The sequence below is a fragment of the Cyclobacterium xiamenense genome, from assembly GCF_009467825.1.
In the GTDB taxonomy this organism is placed as follows: Bacteria; Bacteroidota; Bacteroidia; order Cytophagales; family Cyclobacteriaceae; genus Cyclobacterium; species Cyclobacterium xiamenense.
This window is the reverse complement of sequence record NZ_WIOK01000005.1, coordinates 60,194-78,164: the sequence shown is the minus strand read 5'-3', so window position 1 is coordinate 78,164 and position 17,971 is coordinate 60,194. Positions and strand designations below refer to the sequence as shown.

Genomic DNA, 17,971 nt, shown 5'->3' with positions numbered 1-17,971 from the left:
CTTTCATCCGGGGATTTCCGGCCGCCAGTGCGCAATCAAGGTTTCCTTCAGGGACTGAAATCCAGCACTTCGGTAAAATGCCATGGCCCGTTGGTTTGCTTTTTGCGTGGACAATCCCACTTGTACCAGGCCCGTGGCATATACTTCCTGAAATACCTTGCGCATCAATTTCCTACCAATTCCTTTTCCTTGAGATTTGCCCTCTACGGCAAATAGGTCTACGTAGGCACGCCCCCGCAGCAGGCGAAAGGTGATAAAACCGAGGAGGCGGTCACCGTTTCGGGCCACCATCACCCGGTGGTTTTGGCTGGTGATGGTTTCCCACCAGGTACTATAGAGTTTTTCGTATTCCTTATTGGCAAGCAAGGGATCCTGCCGGAATCGGGAACATTGGCCGCTGGTAAAGACCAATTCCCGCAGTTGCTGCTGATCGGTATCGGAGAGCGAGCCGGAGAGATCCTGCTCACCTATCTCCACCTCGTCCAGATCCTCGGAATCGGCTTCCAGGTCCGATTTCAAAATCGCTTTCACCAGTTCCACCCGGGTACTGATGGGCGGCCAGCCGCCCAGCTTTACCAGGCCGGGCTTTCCCATTACGTAAATTAGCTGGTAACCGTGTGCGGCTGATTGGATGCGATCCATATCGGGAAGCGATTTTTCAAGGAGCAACTTACCAACCCGGTAACCAAACAAGGACGAATCAAAGGGTAAAAACTGTATCATATCAGGTTCGTTGGGCCACTACGTATAGCGGACGATTTTTGACCCCTTCGAATATTCTTCCTACATACAAACCCACGACTCCCAGCGTCATCAGGATAAGGCCCGACAACATCCAGATAGAAACGATCAGGCTTGCATATCCCTGTATCGCAATGCTTCCCGAGAAATACCGAAATAGGGTGATCAATGCAAATATAAACCCCATTAAGGCAATAACAAAACCCAATTTTACCGTTAAGCGCAGGGGCTTATCCGAAAAGGACAGCACAGCGTTTACCCCCAAATGAACTCTGGAGCGAACGCTATAATTCGACTTTCCAGTGACCGAGTGCCCGTGTTGCACATCGAAGGTGCCCTGACGAAAACCCAGCCAATGGACCAGGGCAGGAAAATAGCGGATCGATTCCCGCATTTGCACCAGTTCCCCGATCACTTTTCTGTGGTAAATACCAAAATTACCAACCGCCGGATCTTGGGAAAAACCGCTCAAATACCGAAAAATCCGATAAAATAGGGTTGAAAGCAACGTTTTATGCCAGACATCTTTCCGATGCATCCGCCTGCCCAACACCACCTCGTACCCGTGCTGGGCCTTGCTCAACAGGTGGGGAATCTCCTCTGGTAGATCCTGTAAATCGGCATCCATCACCACGGTCCATTCTCCAACCGACGCATCCAATCCAGCCGCGATGGCATGATGTTGTCCAAAATTTCGGCTCAACCGCAATCCCCGTATACGGGCATCGGTATCCGCGGCTTTTTGGATCAAATCCCAACTGCCATCCGAACTACCGTCGTCTACCAGAATCAGCTCCACCTGCGAACTTATCCCCTGAAGTACGGAACCCAGGCGCCGAATCAACGCTTCCAGGCTGGAGGCCGATTGGTATACCGGGATGACTACCGATAGAAAAATACCCGATTTTTCGTTCATGCCTCTTCTTTTTCAAATACCACTAATCCAGACAATGCTTCCTGCGGCACGAAGTCTTTTACCTCTACCCGTAATTTTCGCTGTATCTTTTCTTCGGTTTTTTTGATTAAAAAGTCCAGGTAGTCGGAATTAATCTCCTCCCCTACCAACAACAACTCAATTGTCCCGGAATCCTTGCCCCTGGCATAGTCGCCCAGAATGATGGCTTTTTTGACATTGCCCAGGTTGTGTACCACCTGCTCAATCAAGTGATCAAAGCCCAGGTACTTGCTGACGATGCTTCGGATTTCCTGGTACAAGGGATGGGATTCATTCGCCTGATAACGCTTCGTCTTTCCGTGGTTTTGCCAGTGCAGCAGGCCCGCTTCAGACAGCCGGTTTAACTCGACCCGAACCGAATTCGTAGATTCGTTAAACTCATCCGCAAGGCCCCGCAAGTATCCGCGGTTTCCGGCATTGGAAAAGAACTTAACCAGTAATTTAATCCTCGTTTTGGAGGTGATCAGGGAATCCAGCAAGGGAAGGATGTGCCGCTTAAAAAAGCGTTAAAACGATACGAAAAACGATAAAATAGCCATGAAATTCATTAAAGTAGCGATTGGTTGATTGGGTGCGGAAAACCGTATACAGCTTCGCCACGTGAGGCACAGGCTAAGAGTAACAAAATTACTCGATGAACCGAAAAAAGCAACTTTTCTTCTTCTTTTTATTTAAAGCACGGGTATTCGTTGTGGCGGCAGTTCTGGCAAACGGTCTGGGATTCCCGCTTCCCGTTCCGGCCAAAGAAGCCACAAAAACAAGGACCCACTACCGTGCTCCTTCGCAAACTGCGACGATGCTGGATATCAACGGGTCCAACTCTCAGCCTAAGGAAGCGGGCCTGCCAGCGCAGTACCCACTCACTCTATTTTAGTTTAGCAGAACTCGCCGCTGCTGCTTCTGGAGGGAGACCGAAAAATTCTACCAAAATTCCGGACTATTTCCCAAGCAGCCAGCCCCTACCCGGAGACTGAGCCGCTATCAAAGTTTGCGCATGTGAAAGCCTCCATCTACGTTGATCACTTCACCGGTAGAATAGGGCAAAAACCCCCGAACCAGGCCCAATACCGCCTGGGCCACGTCGGCAGGTGTACCCCATCTGGGAATTGGCAGTCCTCCTTCCGCAATAAACCGATCGTATTTTTCCCTGGCCGCCGTGGTCATGTCGGTTTGGATGATACCTGGACGGATCTCGTAGACCGCAATCCCATGCGGCGCCAGTCGCTGCGCAAAAAGCTGGGTCATCATGCTCACCCCGGTCTTTGACAAACAATAAGGAGCCATGTGAATCGAAGCCGCATAGGATGTCAGCGACGCAATATTGATGATGCATGGGTTTCGCTCCGGGAACGCTTCCTTTTGCTGAATCATCCAACTAGCAATTTTTTGGGTAAGAAAAAACGGAGACCGTAAATTCGTATCCAACACCCGGTCGTAGTCGCCTTCCTCCACTTCCAACAGGTCTCGTCGTTCCCGCACGTTGATCCCCGCATTGTTAACCAAGATATCCAGTCGGCCGGTACCGGCGGAAACGGTCTGAATCAGGTTCTCCCGCTGTTGGGCATCGGTGATATCACAAGGGACAAAAGCAGCCGTAGCTCCCAGCGCCCTGCAGGCCTGTACCGTTTCGTTTGCTTCCGGCAGCTTGTCGGCAAGAAAAAGCGAATACCCCTCCCTTGCCAATATCCGGGCGATTTCCTGACCAATGCCCCGGGCGGCACCGGTAACCAGGGCTGTTTTTCGATCCGTGTTCATGCGCTAAAAATAGGCATTCCCTACCAGCCTTTTGGTAGAAAATTGGAAAAATAGCCGTCGCCGGGAACGCTTTGCTGCCGGTCCTGCACCGGGAAAAGTGAGAGAGCATTGAAAAATACAAAAGTACCTTCTATCTTTAAGGCTATCTTTTACAATAAACCAATCATTATGGAAAAAGTACATGTAGCGGTAGTTGGCACAGGATTCATTGGCCCTGCCCATATCGAAGCGCTGAGAAGAAATCCCAATATCGAAGTGGCGGCGCTCTGTGAGGTAAACGAGGAATTGGCCCGGGCCAAAGCCGCGCAACTGGGCATAGCAAAAGCCATGGTATTTGAAGACATGCTTCGGGATGAATCCATTACCGCCGTGCATATCTGCACCCCAAACTTTCTACACTACGCCCAATCCAAGGCCGTTTTGGAGGCAGGAAAACACGTGATTTGTGAAAAGCCCCTGGCTACCAAAATAGAAGAAGCGGAAGAATTGGTAGCCCTGGCCAAAAAAACAGGCCTGGTCAATGCCGTTCATTTTAACCTGCGCTATTACCCCATGGTGCGGCAAATGAAAACCATGCGAGAAAGCGGGGAACTTGGAGACATTTACTCCATCATGGGTTCCTACCTGCAGGACTGGCTTTTTCTGCAAACAGACTACAACTGGCGACTGGAACCGGACAAGTCGGGAGACTCCCGGGCCATCGCGGATATCGGTTCTCATTTGCTCGATCTCACCGAATACGTCACCGGGTTGAAAGTAACGGAGGTCATGGCCGACTTTTCTACCGTGCACAAGACCCGCCTGAAGCCCCTTAAGGCCATCGAAACCTACAGCGGAAAAATGCTTCAGGAATCGGATTACGAAGAGGTGCCCATCAACACCGAAGACCATGCCACCGTGATGTTGCGGTTTGATAACGGCAACAAAGGATCGGTCACCGTCAGTCAGGTAAATGCCGGTCGAAAAAACCGTCTCAACATCGAAATCGCAGGTTCAAAGGCCAATTTCGAATGGTGCAGCGAGAAGCCCAACGAACTCTGGATTGGAAAACGAGAAACAGCCAACCAGCACCTGATGAAAGACCCCTCCCTTTTTAGCCCCGAGGCCGCCAAATTGATTGGTTTCCCGGGAGGCCACAACGAAGGATTTCCGGATACCTCCAAGCAAATGTTTAAAGAGGTCTACGCCGCGATCGCTGAAGGCAAGCAACCCGAAAAACCCAGCTTCCCTACGTTTGAGGACGGATACCGGGAGTTGCTGATTTGCGAACGCATCATCGAAAGTCATAAAAAACAGGCCTGGGTTAAAATTTAAGGTTGGAAAGACTAACCATCCCATACCTTATACCGTTACGTATTTCAACTTCAAACCAAAAAATCAATACCAACATGAAAACATCAACCTTAAAAATGCTTGGTCTCTCCGGAGTACTTTTGCTAGCTGTTGTCTTTTTCTCCCAGGCTCAGGAAAGAGCTAGTCCCCCAAAAACTGCGGAAGGCACCGTTAATGGAGCGAAAATCACGGTAAATTACAGCAGCCCCGCCGTAAAGGGCCGCACGATTTTCGGCGAGCTCGTGCCGCTTGGCAAAGTCTGGCGAGCAGGGGCAAACGAAGCAACCATTTTCGAAACCAGCAAAGACATCCAAATCCAGGGGAAAACATTGCCTGCTGGCAAATACAGTTTCTTTATCATCCCGGATGAGTACAACAGTACCTTTATCTTTAACAAACAAACCGGGCAATGGGGCACCCAATACGACGAAAGTCAGGACGCCCTTCGGGTACAGGTACCCTCCGGCCAAACCCAAACCCTCACCGAAAATCTGGTCTACGACATCGTCGCGGACGGCATGGAGGTGAAATGGGAATACGGACGTGCCAAAGCAACCATCAAGTAAATTTCCTTGCCTACGGCCGGAAATCTATTTTCGGCCGTAGGTTACTTTTTTAGCCAGAATTTTCCTTCCCCACCTGTCTTGAAGTCATTCCCTTCCCTACCCATACTGGAAGTCCTTCCCCGGCTGAAGGCTTTGTTGCAAGATCAGCCTTCCCTGTTGCTACACGCACCACCCGGTGCCGGAAAAAGCACCCTCTTGCCACTCACCTTGCTGGAAGAAAACTGGCTGGCAGGTAAAAAAATCTTGTTACTGGAACCACGCAAATTGGCTGCAAAAACGGTGGCCCAGCGCATGGCACAGCTGCTGGGGGAATCCCCAGGCGAACGGGTGGGATACCGGGTACGTTTTGATACCTGCGTGGGAAAAAACACCCGCATCGAAGTCATCACGGAAGGAATTCTTACCCGCATGATGCAAGCAGATAATTCGCTGTCCGATACCGGGCTGGTGATTTTCGACGAGTTTCACGAACGCAGCATCCATGCAGACCTGGGCCTGGCGCTTTGCCGCGAGGTACGCCAGGTACTCCGACCGGACCTGAGATTGCTCGTCATGTCGGCTACCCTGGATAGCCGCTTGCTGGCCGAAAAGCTGCAAATTCCCTTACTGGAAAGCCTGGGAAGGCAGTATCCCGTCGACCTGCGCTACTGCGAAGGCACCGACCTCTACGCACTCCCCTCCACCATAAGCTCGGTGATTGGCGATGCCGTTGCCAGTGGAGAAGGGGACATCCTGGCCTTTCTTCCGGGACAGGGGGAAATAAAGAAAACCGCAAAAATACTCCAAACACGCTACCCGGAACTGGCAATTCTTCCCCTATATGGACAGCTGCCGTTTGGTCGACAACAGGCAGTCCTGCTGCCGCACCCGGAAGGAAAGCGTAAAATTGTTCTGGCCACCGCCATTGCCGAGACCAGCCTCACCATCGAAGGCATACGGATCGTGGTGGACGGGGGATTCATGCGAAGCTCCCGGTACAATCCCAATTCCGGACTCAACCGGCTGGAAACCCTCCCCGTCACCCAGGATACCGCCACCCAACGAGCCGGTAGAGCCGGACGCCTGGGGCCGGGAACCTGCTACCGTCTGTGGAGCCGGGCCACCCAGGACAAATTACTTCCGTTCCGGGAACCGGAAATACAGCAAACCGACCTCGCCTCACTGGTCTTGGAGCTGTACAAATGGGGCATTTCGGACTTCAGGGAATTGGACTGGATTACCCCTCCTCCACAGGGACATTGGGAGGAAGCCGTAACGACCCTGGAGCACCTGGGCGCCCTCGAATCCGGAAAAATCACGCCTCATGGAAAAGCCCTCCACGCATTTCCCAGCCATCCCAGAATTGCCCACTTGCTGGTGGTTAGTCAGGAACTCGACCTACAGGCGCTGGCAACCGATCTGGCTGCGGTGTTGGAGGAAAAAGATCCCCTGCCCGCAGGAGCAGGCCTGGACATCAACCTGCGAATAGAGGGCTTGCGCCGCTTTCGGCAAAGCAGCCGGGGTCAGCAGGAGTTCCGGAAAATTGAAAAAGCAGCCCAATCTTTCCGGCAATTGATCGGTATACAGGCCGCAAACGGAGCGGTAGACCCCCACCAAACGGGGTTGCTACTGGCGCAGGCTTTTCCGGAGAGAATTGCATCCGCACGACCGGGAAATCAGGGCCTATTCCAACTGGCCAACGGGAGAATGGCCAGCATGGAACGAAGAGACGACCTCGCCAGGGAAACCTGGCTCGCCATCGCCCAGGTAAACGAACGCGATCGAACGGGGAAAATCTTTTTGGCATCTCCCCTTTCCCCAAGTGACCTGAGACCCATGGTCAAAATACGGCCCAGAATCTACTGGGATGCCCAGGAAGAGGCAGCGCAGGCAGTAGAAGAATGGAAAATCGGACAAATTCTGCTGCAAAAAAAGACCATCCAGTCCCCCGACCCCGAGGCAATTCAACAAGTGCTCCTGGAAACTCTCGCTAATTCAGGAGAAAAATGGCTGCCGTTTGACGAGGCGGTCGTCCAATGGCAAAACCGAATTCTCAGCCTTAAAACCTGGAATCCCGATGCCGATTGGCCGGACGTGCGCACCGGTCAACTCCTAGCCCGGGCGGAAACCTGGCTGGCCCCTTACCTGAAGGGGGCACGCACCGCAAGCGACCTGAAAAAATTACCCCTACGTGAAATCCTCCAGCATAGCCTCAGCTTTTCGCAACAAGCCGAAGCAGACAAGCTCGCACCCGAACGCATCCAATTGCCGAGCGGGTCCTGGGGTGCTATTCGGTACTTTTCTTCGGGAGAACCCCCGGTACTGGCGGCCCGCTTGCAGGAACTATTTGGGTGGAGACAGACCCCACGAATTAATGCGAATCGCGTGCCGTTACTGCTGCACGTACTGTCTCCGGGATACAAACCGGTTCAGGTGACTCAGGACCTGGAAAATTTCTGGAACCAAACCTACCACGAAGTTAAAAAAGAACTGAAACGCAGGTATCCCAAACACCTGTGGCCCGAAAACCCCTGGGAAGCGCAAGCCATTACGGGGGTCCCCCGGAGAAAATAAGACCACCCGCTTGTGGACCGGATCCGGGTCTTCTTGAAAATACCGATCTCCTTTAGGACGTACGCTTGCTACCACCGGCGTACTTACCTGCGGCCTACCCCTAACCTACGAAGCACGTGGGAATAAAAAAGGCACCATAGAGGTGCCTCCTTTTGAGTTTTTTACAATCGGTATCCCGGTCTATATGCCCGATGCAGGTGTTTTTCTGCCTCCGGATCGTTGACAAACTGCTCGGTATCCGGATCCCAATTCAAAGGCCTGCCCAGGTCGTATGCGATATTACCCAGCGTACAGGTGACACAGGTGCTGTGGCCGATCTCTACCGAAGCAATGGGATCTTTTCTTCGCCTCACCGATTCGATAAAGTCGATGTAATGATCCTTTGATCCACCTCCCTGCAGGCTTTCTCCTTCCGCAAGTGACGGATACAGGGAAGGGTCCGATGCCTCGTAATGCGAGCGGGATACTTCGATCCAGCCATCTTTGCCAAAAAACTTGCATCCCCTGGTTTCTTTTTTGTCAAAGGGCTGCTCGGTTATTGTTACACCATTTGAGTAGGTAAACGTGAGGTATTCGGTATCCTGATACCCTGCCGGGATAATGGAAACCGGTCCTTTACGGTCCATTCCAATGGCCCATTGGGCAATATCAAACATATGCGCACCCCAGTCCGTGGTCAATCCACCTCCGGTTTCTTTGTACCAGCGCCATCCGCCCCACATTTTCTCGTTTTCCGGTGGATCCAGAGAAATGGGCGGATTCAACTCGTGGTTATAATGAATGGGGGCATTCAGCGGACCGAGCCAAAGGTCCCAGTTTAGATCAGCCGGCACCTCTTCTTTGGGCAGGTCAAATGGTTTCGGAGGACCACCCACGCAGGCATAGACCTTGCTAACCGGGCCAATTCTCCCTTTGTGCACCATTTTAACCGCATGCTGAAAATTGGCAAACGAGCGCTGCATGCAGCCGGTCGCCAGTACTATATTATTGGAACGGACCGCTTTGATCAATTCCTGTCCCTCCCGAATGGTATAGGTAAGCGGTTTCTCCAGATAAATGTCCTTTCCCGCCCTGCAAGCATCAATGGAAATCAGCGCATGCCAATGATCCGGCGTGGCAATAACCACCGCGTCCACATCTTTTCTGGCCAAGAGGTCGTGGTAATTTTCGTAAACGGCCACCTCCACGTCCCGGTTATGCTCCTGGTAATAGGCAGTTGTCCGGTTTAAAAAACGTTGTCGTTTTGCCCCGTACACGTCGCATCCGGCGATAACTTCAATGTCTGGGAGGGCAATAAAGTTGCTCAACAACCCGTTGGCTTGCCGCCCTAGCCCGATAAAACCCAACCGAAGCGTTTCTACCCCTGTTTTTCCTGGCTGCATTGGCTGATCCATGGCTCCCTCCACCAATGGACCTCTGGCGTAACTGGCCTGGTTCAACATTCCCATGCCTGCTGCTCCCAACAGGCCCGTTCCCATAAATTTTCTTCGGGAAAGTAGGTTCTTTTTTTTCTTGTTCATGATACTCGATTTATTGCTTGACTTTTCTATTAACTGAAACGTACCGATGGAGGGCGAGCAACGGTGGCCGCTTCTTCGATTTTTCGGGGCTGTAGTACGGAATCCCGTCTCCTATTCCCATTTTCTCGAGAAAGCCGGGGCGATACACGGACGCTCTCTCAGATACCGGTACGCCGAAACCCCCAGTCGTTGTCCTACGAACCGCAACCCTTCCCACAAAAGGTACCTGAAAACGGATCCAAACAGGTTGACTAGCCGACAGAAACCCGGCATCCTGTCCCGGGAAATTCCGGCTAAGGAAAGAACTACAAAAGGAAGTATTGGTTTCACGATCCTCACGAATAAAAACTAAGGTTGGTCCCAACGCTTTCTCCCGAACCGAATCTTTTCGAAATTTTCCGCACCGGCCACAACCGGTCTGGACTTCAGATTTTGCTGGTAAACGACCTTTCTGGCTTCGTTCAGACCTCGCTAGTTTAGGGGATGCAGCCGAAAAACGTCGCTCCACTGCTCCCGCTGAAAAACTTGATGCACGGGTTTGAAAGCAATCCTTCGGTCTAAGATTCGGGAACCCAAACGGTTCGCTTGTATTTTTCCACGAGGAAAAAAGGCCGTTTGTGTTCGATAGGTTCGAGGTATTCAAAGCAAGCATCCGTATTCAGGTGTCCGTGAAGCAGGTACAAATAACAAAAAAAATATGAAACCAGCAGCCTTCGCACCAAACAAAATCACTCCACTTACTCGGTTTTCGAAAGTCTTTTACCTGCTCATCGAATTTTCGTTCCAGAACCGCATTGCATGTTGGCAGTTGTTTCCCCTGCTTACTTTCGTAAACTCCTTTCGGGGATGTGTCAAATGGTACGAGGCCAAGAGACAGTGCCCAACAAACCGATGAGAATATCCATAGCAAAGCTTCCGCATTGCTTACGAACCACTTCCAACCAAACATAAAGCTGATATCAGTACCTATAACCGTGAGAAAATTCGGTTTAGAAACAAGTTGGAAAGCGGGAAAGCCCAAACTTCTCTACCTGTTTTTCAAGCAGGAATAGTGCGGCAGGCCTGGCCTTCCGGTAAGCATTTTGACGTTTTTCCCAGAAAAACCTACCTACCGCGCATGAAATACAAAAATAATACAACAAAATACTATTTTATATTTACAAAAAAATACTCATAAAAACAACCTATTTTTATTAATTTTTGTAATTAAATTTTACTAATTTTGAAATGTTAATCAATCATTCGGAACTCTAAAACCAAATGGGTACCGAGAGCGGTTCGGAAGCCAAAAAAATAGGCCTGATTTTTAACTGATCGGAAATTATGGAAACGTACATCGTAGTGTCGGTAATACTTGCAATTAGTTTGAGCCTCTTGTATATAGTCAAGGCAGTTCGATCTGCGGCCGATGATCCGGAGACGTTTGACCATTTCCAGCAAGGAGAGAAATTCCGGAAGCCGGCCAACTGGAAGGTTGGAAAAATGCCCGAGGCTATCGAAAAAAAAAACGTCCGGGAAATTCTTCGGATCGACTTCAAGCTTGACTACCGGCAATTGAGCCAAAACTAACCGGAAGGGCTGTTCAGGCGTACAACGGTAGCTTTTCTTAAAATGCTTCTCCGATAAAAAAATAGACCCCGGATCCTTCGCTTGTAAACGCCAGATCCAATCGGGTATAAATATCTTTTTTCGGAAATAGCAAAAACCGCAGTCCCCCGCCAGCGGACCAAACCATTCTATTCCAATCAAAAGCCCTGATTTCCGGAAAAACCTGGCCTGTTCCGGCAAACACCGCTCCGCCGATTCGATCGGTAAATCCCAACGGAAAAGGTAAAAACCGCATTTCTACCTGAGCTGCCACCTGATTGCGGTCCCGGTACCTCCCGGTATAGTAGCCTCGCATCAGGCTTTCCCCACCCATCAGCGATAGTTGGTTAAAGGGAACGATCCCGGATTGAAACTGGCCAAATAGCTGTGCGGCAAGCACGTTGTTTTTTCCAACGGGCCGGTAGATCCGGTTATCTGACAAAACCGTGGTAAAATTAAATTCGCTTTTCCAAAATGGGTTGTACCGCATAACGGCCAATTCGGAGAAGTGGCCATCCCGTACGTTCAGCACGTTGTGCCGGTCATCGTAAACCAGGCCCAGACCCAGGCCCAGGTTCGAACTGCCCTGGTATCCAGCGGGGAGCTCCAGTGTCGCCCCTGGCTCCGAAGGGACAAATCGAACCTGCTGCAATCGTTGCCAATCGAATTCAAGCCCAAAAAACAGATTATCCCGTACCTTACGGAGTACGCGTTCTTTCACCCATACCTGATTGGCATCTACTCTGGCCAAAAAATCTGGCGGACTGTCGTTACCGATGCCGTAATACAGCAGTGGAAAACTCTGCAAGCGTATTCTACCCAGAAAAAACCAGCGATCTCCCGGCCCATAGTTGGCGTGGTCCATCCATAATCCGTATTGATTTTCCAGGGTAAAGAACGTAAATGCATTGATCTCACTCAGTCGATGGGTGGTGTCACGGTTTGCGTAGTACACATACAGGGCACTGAATCCGATTTCCCAACTGGTCTCTGGCGCATAAGCCAGCGTGGGGTACAGAAGAAACTGCGGTTTGGAAATATCGCTGGTGTCGTTCAAAAAGGAATGGATATACCGTTTAATAAATCCCTGCGCGCCTGCCGGGTTCCCACTAGCGAGGCTTCCCATCAGGAAAACGATCATCCAACACTTCTTCATCATTGTAGTAGCCATTTCTTAAAAAAAGACAGAAAGCCTGCGCTTCCCTTATTCGCTTATTCTTCGGAAATCAATTTCTTCAACCGTTCCGGCAACTTCTCGTGTTGGGGTAGCTGTATCAAAAAAATCTCTTCCAATAGTTCCTTTAACTCCTGATAGTTCGTTATGGTTCGCTTTTGGCTTGCCTCATTCTTTCGGTGAATGGTAAAGCGGTCGTTATAAAGCGCATACCTTCCCCAGGGCATGCACCGGGCAACCATCAAATCTTTCACAAACAGTGAGGAAGGATGGGTACACAGGTACCAGCTGACGACCTCGTAATCCGGCAATAACTGCGGTTCCAATCCAAACCGGTACATAAGCCTCCACTCCTCTTTTACCCAAATTTCCACGTAATAAAAGTCCGCCTCTTTGGAAATCCGGTACTGTTCGATGGGTGTCTCCTGCGGATCGGGATCGTCCAGAGAAAGAGGTGCCGTGAACGATGCTCCTCCAAAACCCACGTCTGCGATGTATTTCCTTCCGCCTACCTGAACCAAAAGCAACATGTGGTCTCTGGGTTTGATCTCCCCCTCCGGTACCTCCCAAAAAACCCGGGCGGACAATCCCTTTACCAGGAATCCCATGGTCCTCAATACCTGCCCAAAGAGTAGGTTTTGCTCGAAACAGTATCCTCCCCTACCTTCCAACACCAACTTTTGCACCAATTCCGGGAGGCCTAAGGCAACCGGGATTCCCAAAAAGGAATGGATGTTTTCAAAGGGAATGGCCTGCGGATGCAGGTAATGCAGTTGCTGGAGCACCTCCAGAGTAGGTTCCCGTTCCCCTCCATACCCAACTCGGTTAAAATAAGCTTGCAGGGATTTTTCTTCCAGCCCTCCCTCGAAAAGTTCCAGGCTTTTTATTGCATCTGACATTCGTTGTAGATTTTTCGTTGAATTAAATTTACTCTTTCCAAACCAATAGAAATAATTTCACAAAAGAAAATTACCTGCCCATCCCATTTCCGAAGCGAACAATGTGCAAAAAAAACAAGGATTAACTGGGAATACCGATGATTTACTGTATCTTAAAAACAGGTTTTTCCGGTAGAACGGAAATAAAATCCAATGAAAACCACCTGGTAACCTTCCACCTGACTCCTGATTGCACATGAAAAAGAAGCCGAGCTCCTCCCGAAGAAAATTTTTGCGAAATTCCAGCCTGGCTGCCGGATACCTGAGTCTGGCGCCTCCACTGATCGGGCAAAACCTGGCGAACGACTTTACGGGATCAAAAGCGGTTCTCCCGAGCAAAACTGCCGACCCCGTAAAAGCGGCTTTTGCAGAGGGAGACATTTCTCCTACACTGGGCATGGAACAGCCGGGAAATTACGGCAAACAGTACCACCGATCTTTTCATGACCCCTGCAAGGTACGCATCGCTGCCTTTCAGTCGGGGACGGAACAGGTGCTGATCGTTTCGCTGGATGCACTGGCAGTATACCGACCCTGGGTAGATGAGGTCAAACGGACCATTCAGGAAAAGGGCGGCATCGCTGTAGAAAAAATACTGATGACAGCTTCACACTCCCATTCCTCTGGCCCAACAGCCATGGTGCAACCGGGGCAATACGATCAATCCGATGCCTTCATTCAGGAGCTTGCTTACACCCATTCTTCTTGCGCAGACCCGGCCTACCTGGATCAGGTAAAGGAAACAACCCTGGCTACAGCACTGCGGGCCCTGGAAAACCTACAGGAAGCGCGTATTGGGATCGGTAGCGGCAAGGAGGAGAAGGTGGCCTTCAATAGGCGCTTTCTCATGAAAAACGGAAGGACCTATACCCATCCGGGGCAGTTGAATCCGGATATTTTGCAGGTTGCCGGACCAATTGATCCGGAAGTTGGCGTCATTGGCAGCTGGGATGCCGACGGTAAATGCATGGGCTGCCTGGTCAACTACGCCTGCCATACCACCACCAACCCTGGAGGTATTTCCGCAAATTGGGTGTATTACATGGAACAAACCATTCGGGGAGCATTCGGCCCGGATTGCGTGGTAGTGTTTTTGCAAGGCGCTAGCGGCGACATAACTCAGGTAAACAACCGCAACCCAAGCCCGAACCCCTCCGGAGAGGATTGGGCCCGATTGGTGGGCGCCAGCGTGGGTGCGGAGGTGGTCAAAACCATGCTCCACCTGCCCCGGTCCAACCGGATGAGGGTGGACAGCAAGCAGCTTCTGTTGCCCCTGAAGCGAAGGATGCCTACCGAAGCCAGGGTACGGGAATCCTTGCAACTGGCAAAACAGGCACCGGAGCAGGTAGGCAAAACGAATTGGATATTCGCCAAAGAAACCCTGTTGCTCGACAGCTGGGGCAAGCAAAACCCCATACATGATGTTCCGCTGCAGGTAATCCAGCTCGGTCCCGCAGTATTGACTGCGAATCCTGCTGAATTTTTCTGCGACCTTGGCTTACAGATCAAAGCAGAAAGTCCCTTCCCGAGTACCTTTCCCGTGACCATGGCCAACGACTGCGTGGGCTACGTACCCAGCCGGGAGGCCTTCGGTCCCCAGGGCGGCGGATACGAAACCCGCCTTACCTCCTACAGCAACCTGGAAATAGATGCCGGTCCCAAGATTGTCGCGGCCAGTCTGACGTTGATCCGGCAACTCGAACCGGGGCCCATTCCGGAAGCGCCGAAGGCTCCGCCTTTTCAGGGGCGACCCTGGGACTACGGGAATGTGCCCCCAGAACGAGGCCGGGAACTGTGATCCATTTCTGCACCATTTCCGTCTATGCCATGAGCTTTCGTTTCCGTATGCCTTACGCCTATTTCCTTGTTTTCCTGCTGTTGCTTTCTACTGCCTGTAGCGAAAAAACCGATACCGCAGACATCGGCCCCTTGTTTGAACGGCAAGAAAGCCCGGTCAATTCCTACCTCTATAGCTACCAGGACTCGCTTCCGCTAAAAGCGGCCTTGGCAGCCTTCCAGCTGGAGCCCGGATTGCAAATTGAATTACTGGCAGCGGAGCCGCTCGTGGCGGACCCGGCAGCCTTTGCTTTTGATGAAACCGGGGTGTTGTATGTCGCTGAAAATACCGGCTATCCCGATCCGGTTGACGGGACTGCCCGCGAAATGGAGGGGACAATAGCGCGGCTGGAAGACCGGGATGGGGATGGAAAATTTGATTACCGAACCGATTTCGTAACGGGCCTTAGCTATCCCAACGGCATTTTGCCCTGGAAAGGCGGGGTATTTGTTACCTGTGCACCACACCTGTATTATTTCAAAGATACCAGTGGAAACGGCAAGGCCGATATCCGGGAAATCGTCCTTACGGGATTTGACGACAGCAAAACCGCCCAGATACGGGTCAGCCATCCCGTACTGGGTCTGGATGGATGGGTCTACCTTACCTCCGGGCTGACCGGTGGAAAGGTGCACGCGCCTTCCCGTCCAGACAAAGAACCTGTGGAATTCACCGCCTCCGATAGCCGCTTTCACCCGGAAACCTTGGAATTTGAGCGTACCGCGGGCCGCAGTCAGTTTGGTTTGGCCTTTGATGCCTTCGGTCGAAGGTTCGGCAGCAGCAACCGGCACCCCCTGCAGCACCTGGTACTGGAACCCCGGCACCTGGAACGAAATCCTCATCTCCCATTTTCCAACACCGTTCAAAATGTTTCGCCGGTCGAATCAGAAGCGCTCGTTTTTCCGATCAGCAAATCCGTAACCACGGCGGACTACATCCCCCGGCTGATGGGCCGCTCCCACCAGGGCACCTTTACCTCGGCCTGTGGTACCTTAATTTTTCAGGGCCCAGGATTATCCGAAGCTCATGTGGGAAATGCCTTTATATGCGAGCCGGCGCAAAACCTGGTACAGCGGCAACGCTTGGAAAAAAAAGGTGCCACGTTTGTATCGCAACGGGTACACGAAGGATGGGAGTTTTTAGCCTCATCCGACACCTGGTTTAATCCGGTATTTCTGGGCCACGGGCCAAACGGCGCCCTATACCTGGCAGACATGTACCGAAAAACCATCGATCACCCCGCCTACGTACCCGAAGAAACCCGCCCGGCATTGGACTTTAGCAGCGGTAAAAATCAGGGGAGAATTTACCGCATACGCGCCAAAGGACCCGAAATGCCGGTGAACTCCTTCGTCTTTCCAAAAAAAGATCCGGTCAGCCTCTCGGAAACCCTGAAGGCCCTATCCGACGGGGATGCCTGGTCCAGAGAAACCGCCTTTCGCTTATTGCTGGAAGCCAAACCAGCCGAAAGCCTGGCCGCACTCCGCTCCCTGGTGAGGGAGGCGACGCTACCGGAAACCCGGGTGCGGGCACTTTGGCTGGTTCACCATACAGCCGGCATGAGCCCGGAGCTTCTCCGCGCCGCCCTGCAGGATCCCCATCCGGGTGTACGGGAACAGGGCCTATGGCTGGCAGCCCGCTCCAAAAACCTGATACCACAGGTGGAAGCCCAAATTTTTGAGCGATCCGAAGATCCCGAGCCCCGAGTCCGGTTTGCGGCGGCCTTGGTTCTGGGGGAGCAGTCCGGGGAGGGTAAAGTAGCTCCTCTGGCACACATTGCCTATCAGGATGCCGCTGATTCCTGGCTGCGAACGGCCGTTCTGGCTGGTCTAAACAACCAAACCCTGGGATTTCTGCAATTGCTGAGGGAAAGGAGTAATGAACCCGCTTCGGCCGGGATGCGGGAGCTTTTTTCCGATTTGGGGAAACTTCTGGCGGCAAGCCATTCCTTTGAAACGTCCAAAAACCTGATTCTTTCGATACGGGCAGAAGAGACCACTCTCGCGGAAGCCGCCCTACTTGCCGGTCTTTGCCAGGGCCTGGCAGAAAAAGACGGGCAATTCCTCCATCTGGATCAATTGGGGCTTACCGAAAATCAGCTAAAAGCATGGAGAGCCGAATTGACAACGCTTCTAAACGCAGCCTCCACTGCGGAAGACGACCGCATTCGGGCCGTACGCACGCTGGGGTATTTTCCTCCCGGTCAGACCGAGAACCTGCTGGGTAGTTTGCTGACTCCCGATCAATCCAATGCCGTTCAGCTGGAAGCTGTGACTGCGCTGGCCCGCCAAAATCATTCCAGGGCCGGCAAATTGCTCACCGAGGCCCAGCAATGGAAAACGTTTACCCCCCAGATAAAGGCCGCCGTGATCAATCGCCTCCTATCCCAGCCGGTACTCCTGGAGGAATTGATACACGCGCTGAAAACGGGCGCCATTCCAGCCGCCGACATTCCGTCAACCACCCGGCAGGCGCTCATGAAATCGGCTAACCCGCGGGTACAATCGGCTGCCGATTCCCTTTTTGATTTCCTGGAGGAAGGCGGCAGAATGGAGGTATTCAACCGATACAAAGAAGTGTTGACCCTGGAAGGCGATTTCGCTGCGGGCAAAGCCGTTTTTCGCAAGCAATGCGCCGTCTGTCACAGGCATTCGGGGGAGGGAGCCGAAGTCGGACCCGATTTGACCGGTATTGGCAATCAACCGGCTTCGGCCATTCTGTTGCATACACTGGTACCGAATTACGAAATTTTGCCGGAATACCAGACCACCACCGTGCAGACCACCGATGGGCGGCAGCTAAGCGGCCGCATTCTCTCCGAGTCGGCCCATTCCATCCGGTTAAAAACTTCTTTCGGAACCGAAGAAACCCTGCTCCGTTCCCGAATTGAACGCATGGAAAACCCGGGCACTTCCCTGATGCCCGACGGACTGGAACAAACCATGACTCGGCAAGACCTTGCTAACCTGCTGTCCTTTCTTAAAGGATCCTCGTACCCTTAAAAAGGCAAACG

At 52.0% G+C, this 17,971-nt stretch carries 14 protein-coding genes; 7 read left to right on the top strand and 7 right to left on the bottom strand.

Features of this window, described 5'->3' with window-relative positions:
- Window positions 1-3: 3 nt before the first annotated feature.
- The 3 genes from GCU44_RS05185 to GCU44_RS05175 are packed head-to-tail and all read right to left on the bottom strand — an operon-like array spanning window position 4 to window position 2,175.
- Window positions 4-723, bottom strand: a complete 720-nt coding sequence (locus GCU44_RS05185; protein ID WP_154854726.1) for a GNAT family N-acetyltransferase — start codon at window positions 721-723, stop codon at window positions 4-6.
- A gap of 1 nt (window position 724) precedes the next feature.
- Complete coding sequence (locus GCU44_RS05180; protein ID WP_154854723.1) at window positions 725-1,657, bottom strand: glycosyltransferase family 2 protein; 933 nt, start codon at window positions 1,655-1,657, stop codon at window positions 725-727.
- Window positions 1,654-2,175, bottom strand: a complete 522-nt coding sequence (locus GCU44_RS05175) for a PaaX family transcriptional regulator (protein ID WP_092177190.1) — start codon at window positions 2,173-2,175, stop codon at window positions 1,654-1,656. Before GCU44_RS05175 ends, GCU44_RS05180 begins: the two co-directional genes overlap by 4 nt.
- Before the next feature lie 155 nt (window positions 2,176-2,330).
- On the opposite strand from GCU44_RS05175, the gene GCU44_RS05170 reads away from it, so the two are divergent.
- Window positions 2,331-2,570: a hypothetical protein gene (locus GCU44_RS05170; protein ID WP_154854720.1), complete on the top strand. Its 240-nt coding sequence runs from the start codon at window positions 2,331-2,333 to the stop codon at window positions 2,568-2,570.
- Window positions 2,571-2,677: 107 nt separating this feature from the next.
- Here the strand turns inward: GCU44_RS05170 and GCU44_RS05165 are convergent, their stop codons facing one another.
- Entirely contained in the window at window positions 2,678-3,451 is a 774-nt protein-coding gene (locus GCU44_RS05165) for a 3-ketoacyl-ACP reductase (protein ID WP_092177196.1), read from the bottom strand.
- Window positions 3,452-3,619: 168 nt separating this feature from the next.
- Here GCU44_RS05165 and GCU44_RS05160 point away from each other — a divergent pair, with 168 nt between their 5' ends.
- The 3 genes from GCU44_RS05160 (at window position 3,620) to hrpB (ending at window position 7,902) form a co-directional block, all read left to right on the top strand.
- Window positions 3,620-4,765 (top strand): Gfo/Idh/MocA family protein, encoded by a 1,146-nt coding sequence (locus GCU44_RS05160; protein ID WP_092177199.1) that lies wholly within the window; start codon window positions 3,620-3,622, stop codon window positions 4,763-4,765.
- A 74-nt stretch (window positions 4,766-4,839) separates the two neighbouring features.
- Window positions 4,840-5,349, top strand: coding sequence for a DUF2911 domain-containing protein (locus GCU44_RS05155; RefSeq protein WP_154854717.1), 510 nt, complete (start codon window positions 4,840-4,842; stop codon window positions 5,347-5,349).
- A 78-nt stretch (window positions 5,350-5,427) separates the two neighbouring features.
- Window positions 5,428-7,902 carry an ATP-dependent helicase HrpB gene (hrpB, locus tag GCU44_RS05150; RefSeq protein ID WP_154854714.1) on the top strand — a complete coding sequence of 825 codons (2,475 nt, stop codon included), beginning with the start codon at window positions 5,428-5,430 and terminating at the stop codon, window positions 7,900-7,902.
- A 161-nt stretch (window positions 7,903-8,063) separates the two neighbouring features.
- Here the strand turns inward: hrpB and GCU44_RS05145 are convergent, their stop codons facing one another.
- Window positions 8,064-9,422, bottom strand: coding sequence for a Gfo/Idh/MocA family protein (locus tag GCU44_RS05145; protein ID WP_154854711.1), 1,359 nt, complete (start codon window positions 9,420-9,422; stop codon window positions 8,064-8,066).
- Between the two features lie 1,323 nt (window positions 9,423-10,745).
- Between GCU44_RS05145 and GCU44_RS05140 the strand changes: the two genes are divergently transcribed.
- On the top strand, window positions 10,746-10,991 hold the full coding sequence (locus tag GCU44_RS05140) for a hypothetical protein (protein ID WP_154854709.1): 246 nt from the start codon (window positions 10,746-10,748) through the stop codon (window positions 10,989-10,991).
- Window positions 10,992-11,028: 37 nt separating this feature from the next.
- On the opposite strand, the gene GCU44_RS05135 is transcribed toward GCU44_RS05140, so the two are convergent.
- Window positions 11,029-12,168: a BamA/TamA family outer membrane protein gene (locus GCU44_RS05135; protein ID WP_154854706.1), complete on the bottom strand. Its 1,140-nt coding sequence runs from the start codon at window positions 12,166-12,168 to the stop codon at window positions 11,029-11,031.
- A 53-nt stretch (window positions 12,169-12,221) separates the two neighbouring features.
- Entirely contained in the window at window positions 12,222-13,082 is an 861-nt protein-coding gene (locus GCU44_RS05130) for an arylamine N-acetyltransferase family protein (protein ID WP_154854702.1), read from the bottom strand.
- Window positions 13,083-13,317: 235 nt separating this feature from the next.
- Between GCU44_RS05130 and GCU44_RS05125 the strand changes: the two genes are divergently transcribed.
- Complete coding sequence (locus GCU44_RS05125; RefSeq protein ID WP_154854699.1) at window positions 13,318-14,919, top strand: hypothetical protein; 1,602 nt, start codon at window positions 13,318-13,320, stop codon at window positions 14,917-14,919.
- A 29-nt stretch (window positions 14,920-14,948) separates the two neighbouring features.
- Complete coding sequence (locus GCU44_RS05120; RefSeq protein ID WP_154854696.1) at window positions 14,949-17,960, top strand: PVC-type heme-binding CxxCH protein; 3,012 nt, start codon at window positions 14,949-14,951, stop codon at window positions 17,958-17,960.
- Window positions 17,961-17,971 lie beyond the last annotated feature (11 nt).

Bases quoted from the DNA above. Each gene is read 5' to 3' on its own strand.
- GCU44_RS05120 (WP_154854696.1), top strand. From the start codon at position 14,949: ATGAGCTTTCGTTTCCGTATGCCTTACGCCTATTTCCTTGTTTTCCTG.
- GCU44_RS05130 (WP_154854702.1), bottom strand. From the start codon at position 13,082: ATGTCAGATGCAATAAAAAGCCTGGAACTTTTCGAGGGAGGGCTGGAA.
- GCU44_RS05185 (WP_154854726.1), bottom strand. From the start codon at position 723: ATGATACAGTTTTTACCCTTTGATTCGTCCTTGTTTGGTTACCGGGTT.
- GCU44_RS05135 (WP_154854706.1), bottom strand. From the start codon at position 12,168: ATGATGAAGAAGTGTTGGATGATCGTTTTCCTGATGGGAAGCCTCGCT.
- GCU44_RS05145 (WP_154854711.1), bottom strand. From the start codon at position 9,422: ATGAACAAGAAAAAAAAGAACCTACTTTCCCGAAGAAAATTTATGGGA.
- GCU44_RS05170 (WP_154854720.1), top strand. From the start codon at position 2,331: ATGAACCGAAAAAAGCAACTTTTCTTCTTCTTTTTATTTAAAGCACGG.
- GCU44_RS05165 (WP_092177196.1), bottom strand. From the start codon at position 3,451: ATGAACACGGATCGAAAAACAGCCCTGGTTACCGGTGCCGCCCGGGGC.
- GCU44_RS05180 (WP_154854723.1), bottom strand. From the start codon at position 1,657: ATGAACGAAAAATCGGGTATTTTTCTATCGGTAGTCATCCCGGTATAC.
- GCU44_RS05160 (WP_092177199.1), top strand. From the start codon at position 3,620: ATGGAAAAAGTACATGTAGCGGTAGTTGGCACAGGATTCATTGGCCCT.
- GCU44_RS05125 (WP_154854699.1), top strand. From the start codon at position 13,318: ATGAAAAAGAAGCCGAGCTCCTCCCGAAGAAAATTTTTGCGAAATTCC.
- GCU44_RS05140 (WP_154854709.1), top strand. From the start codon at position 10,746: ATGGAAACGTACATCGTAGTGTCGGTAATACTTGCAATTAGTTTGAGC.
- GCU44_RS05155 (WP_154854717.1), top strand. From the start codon at position 4,840: ATGAAAACATCAACCTTAAAAATGCTTGGTCTCTCCGGAGTACTTTTG.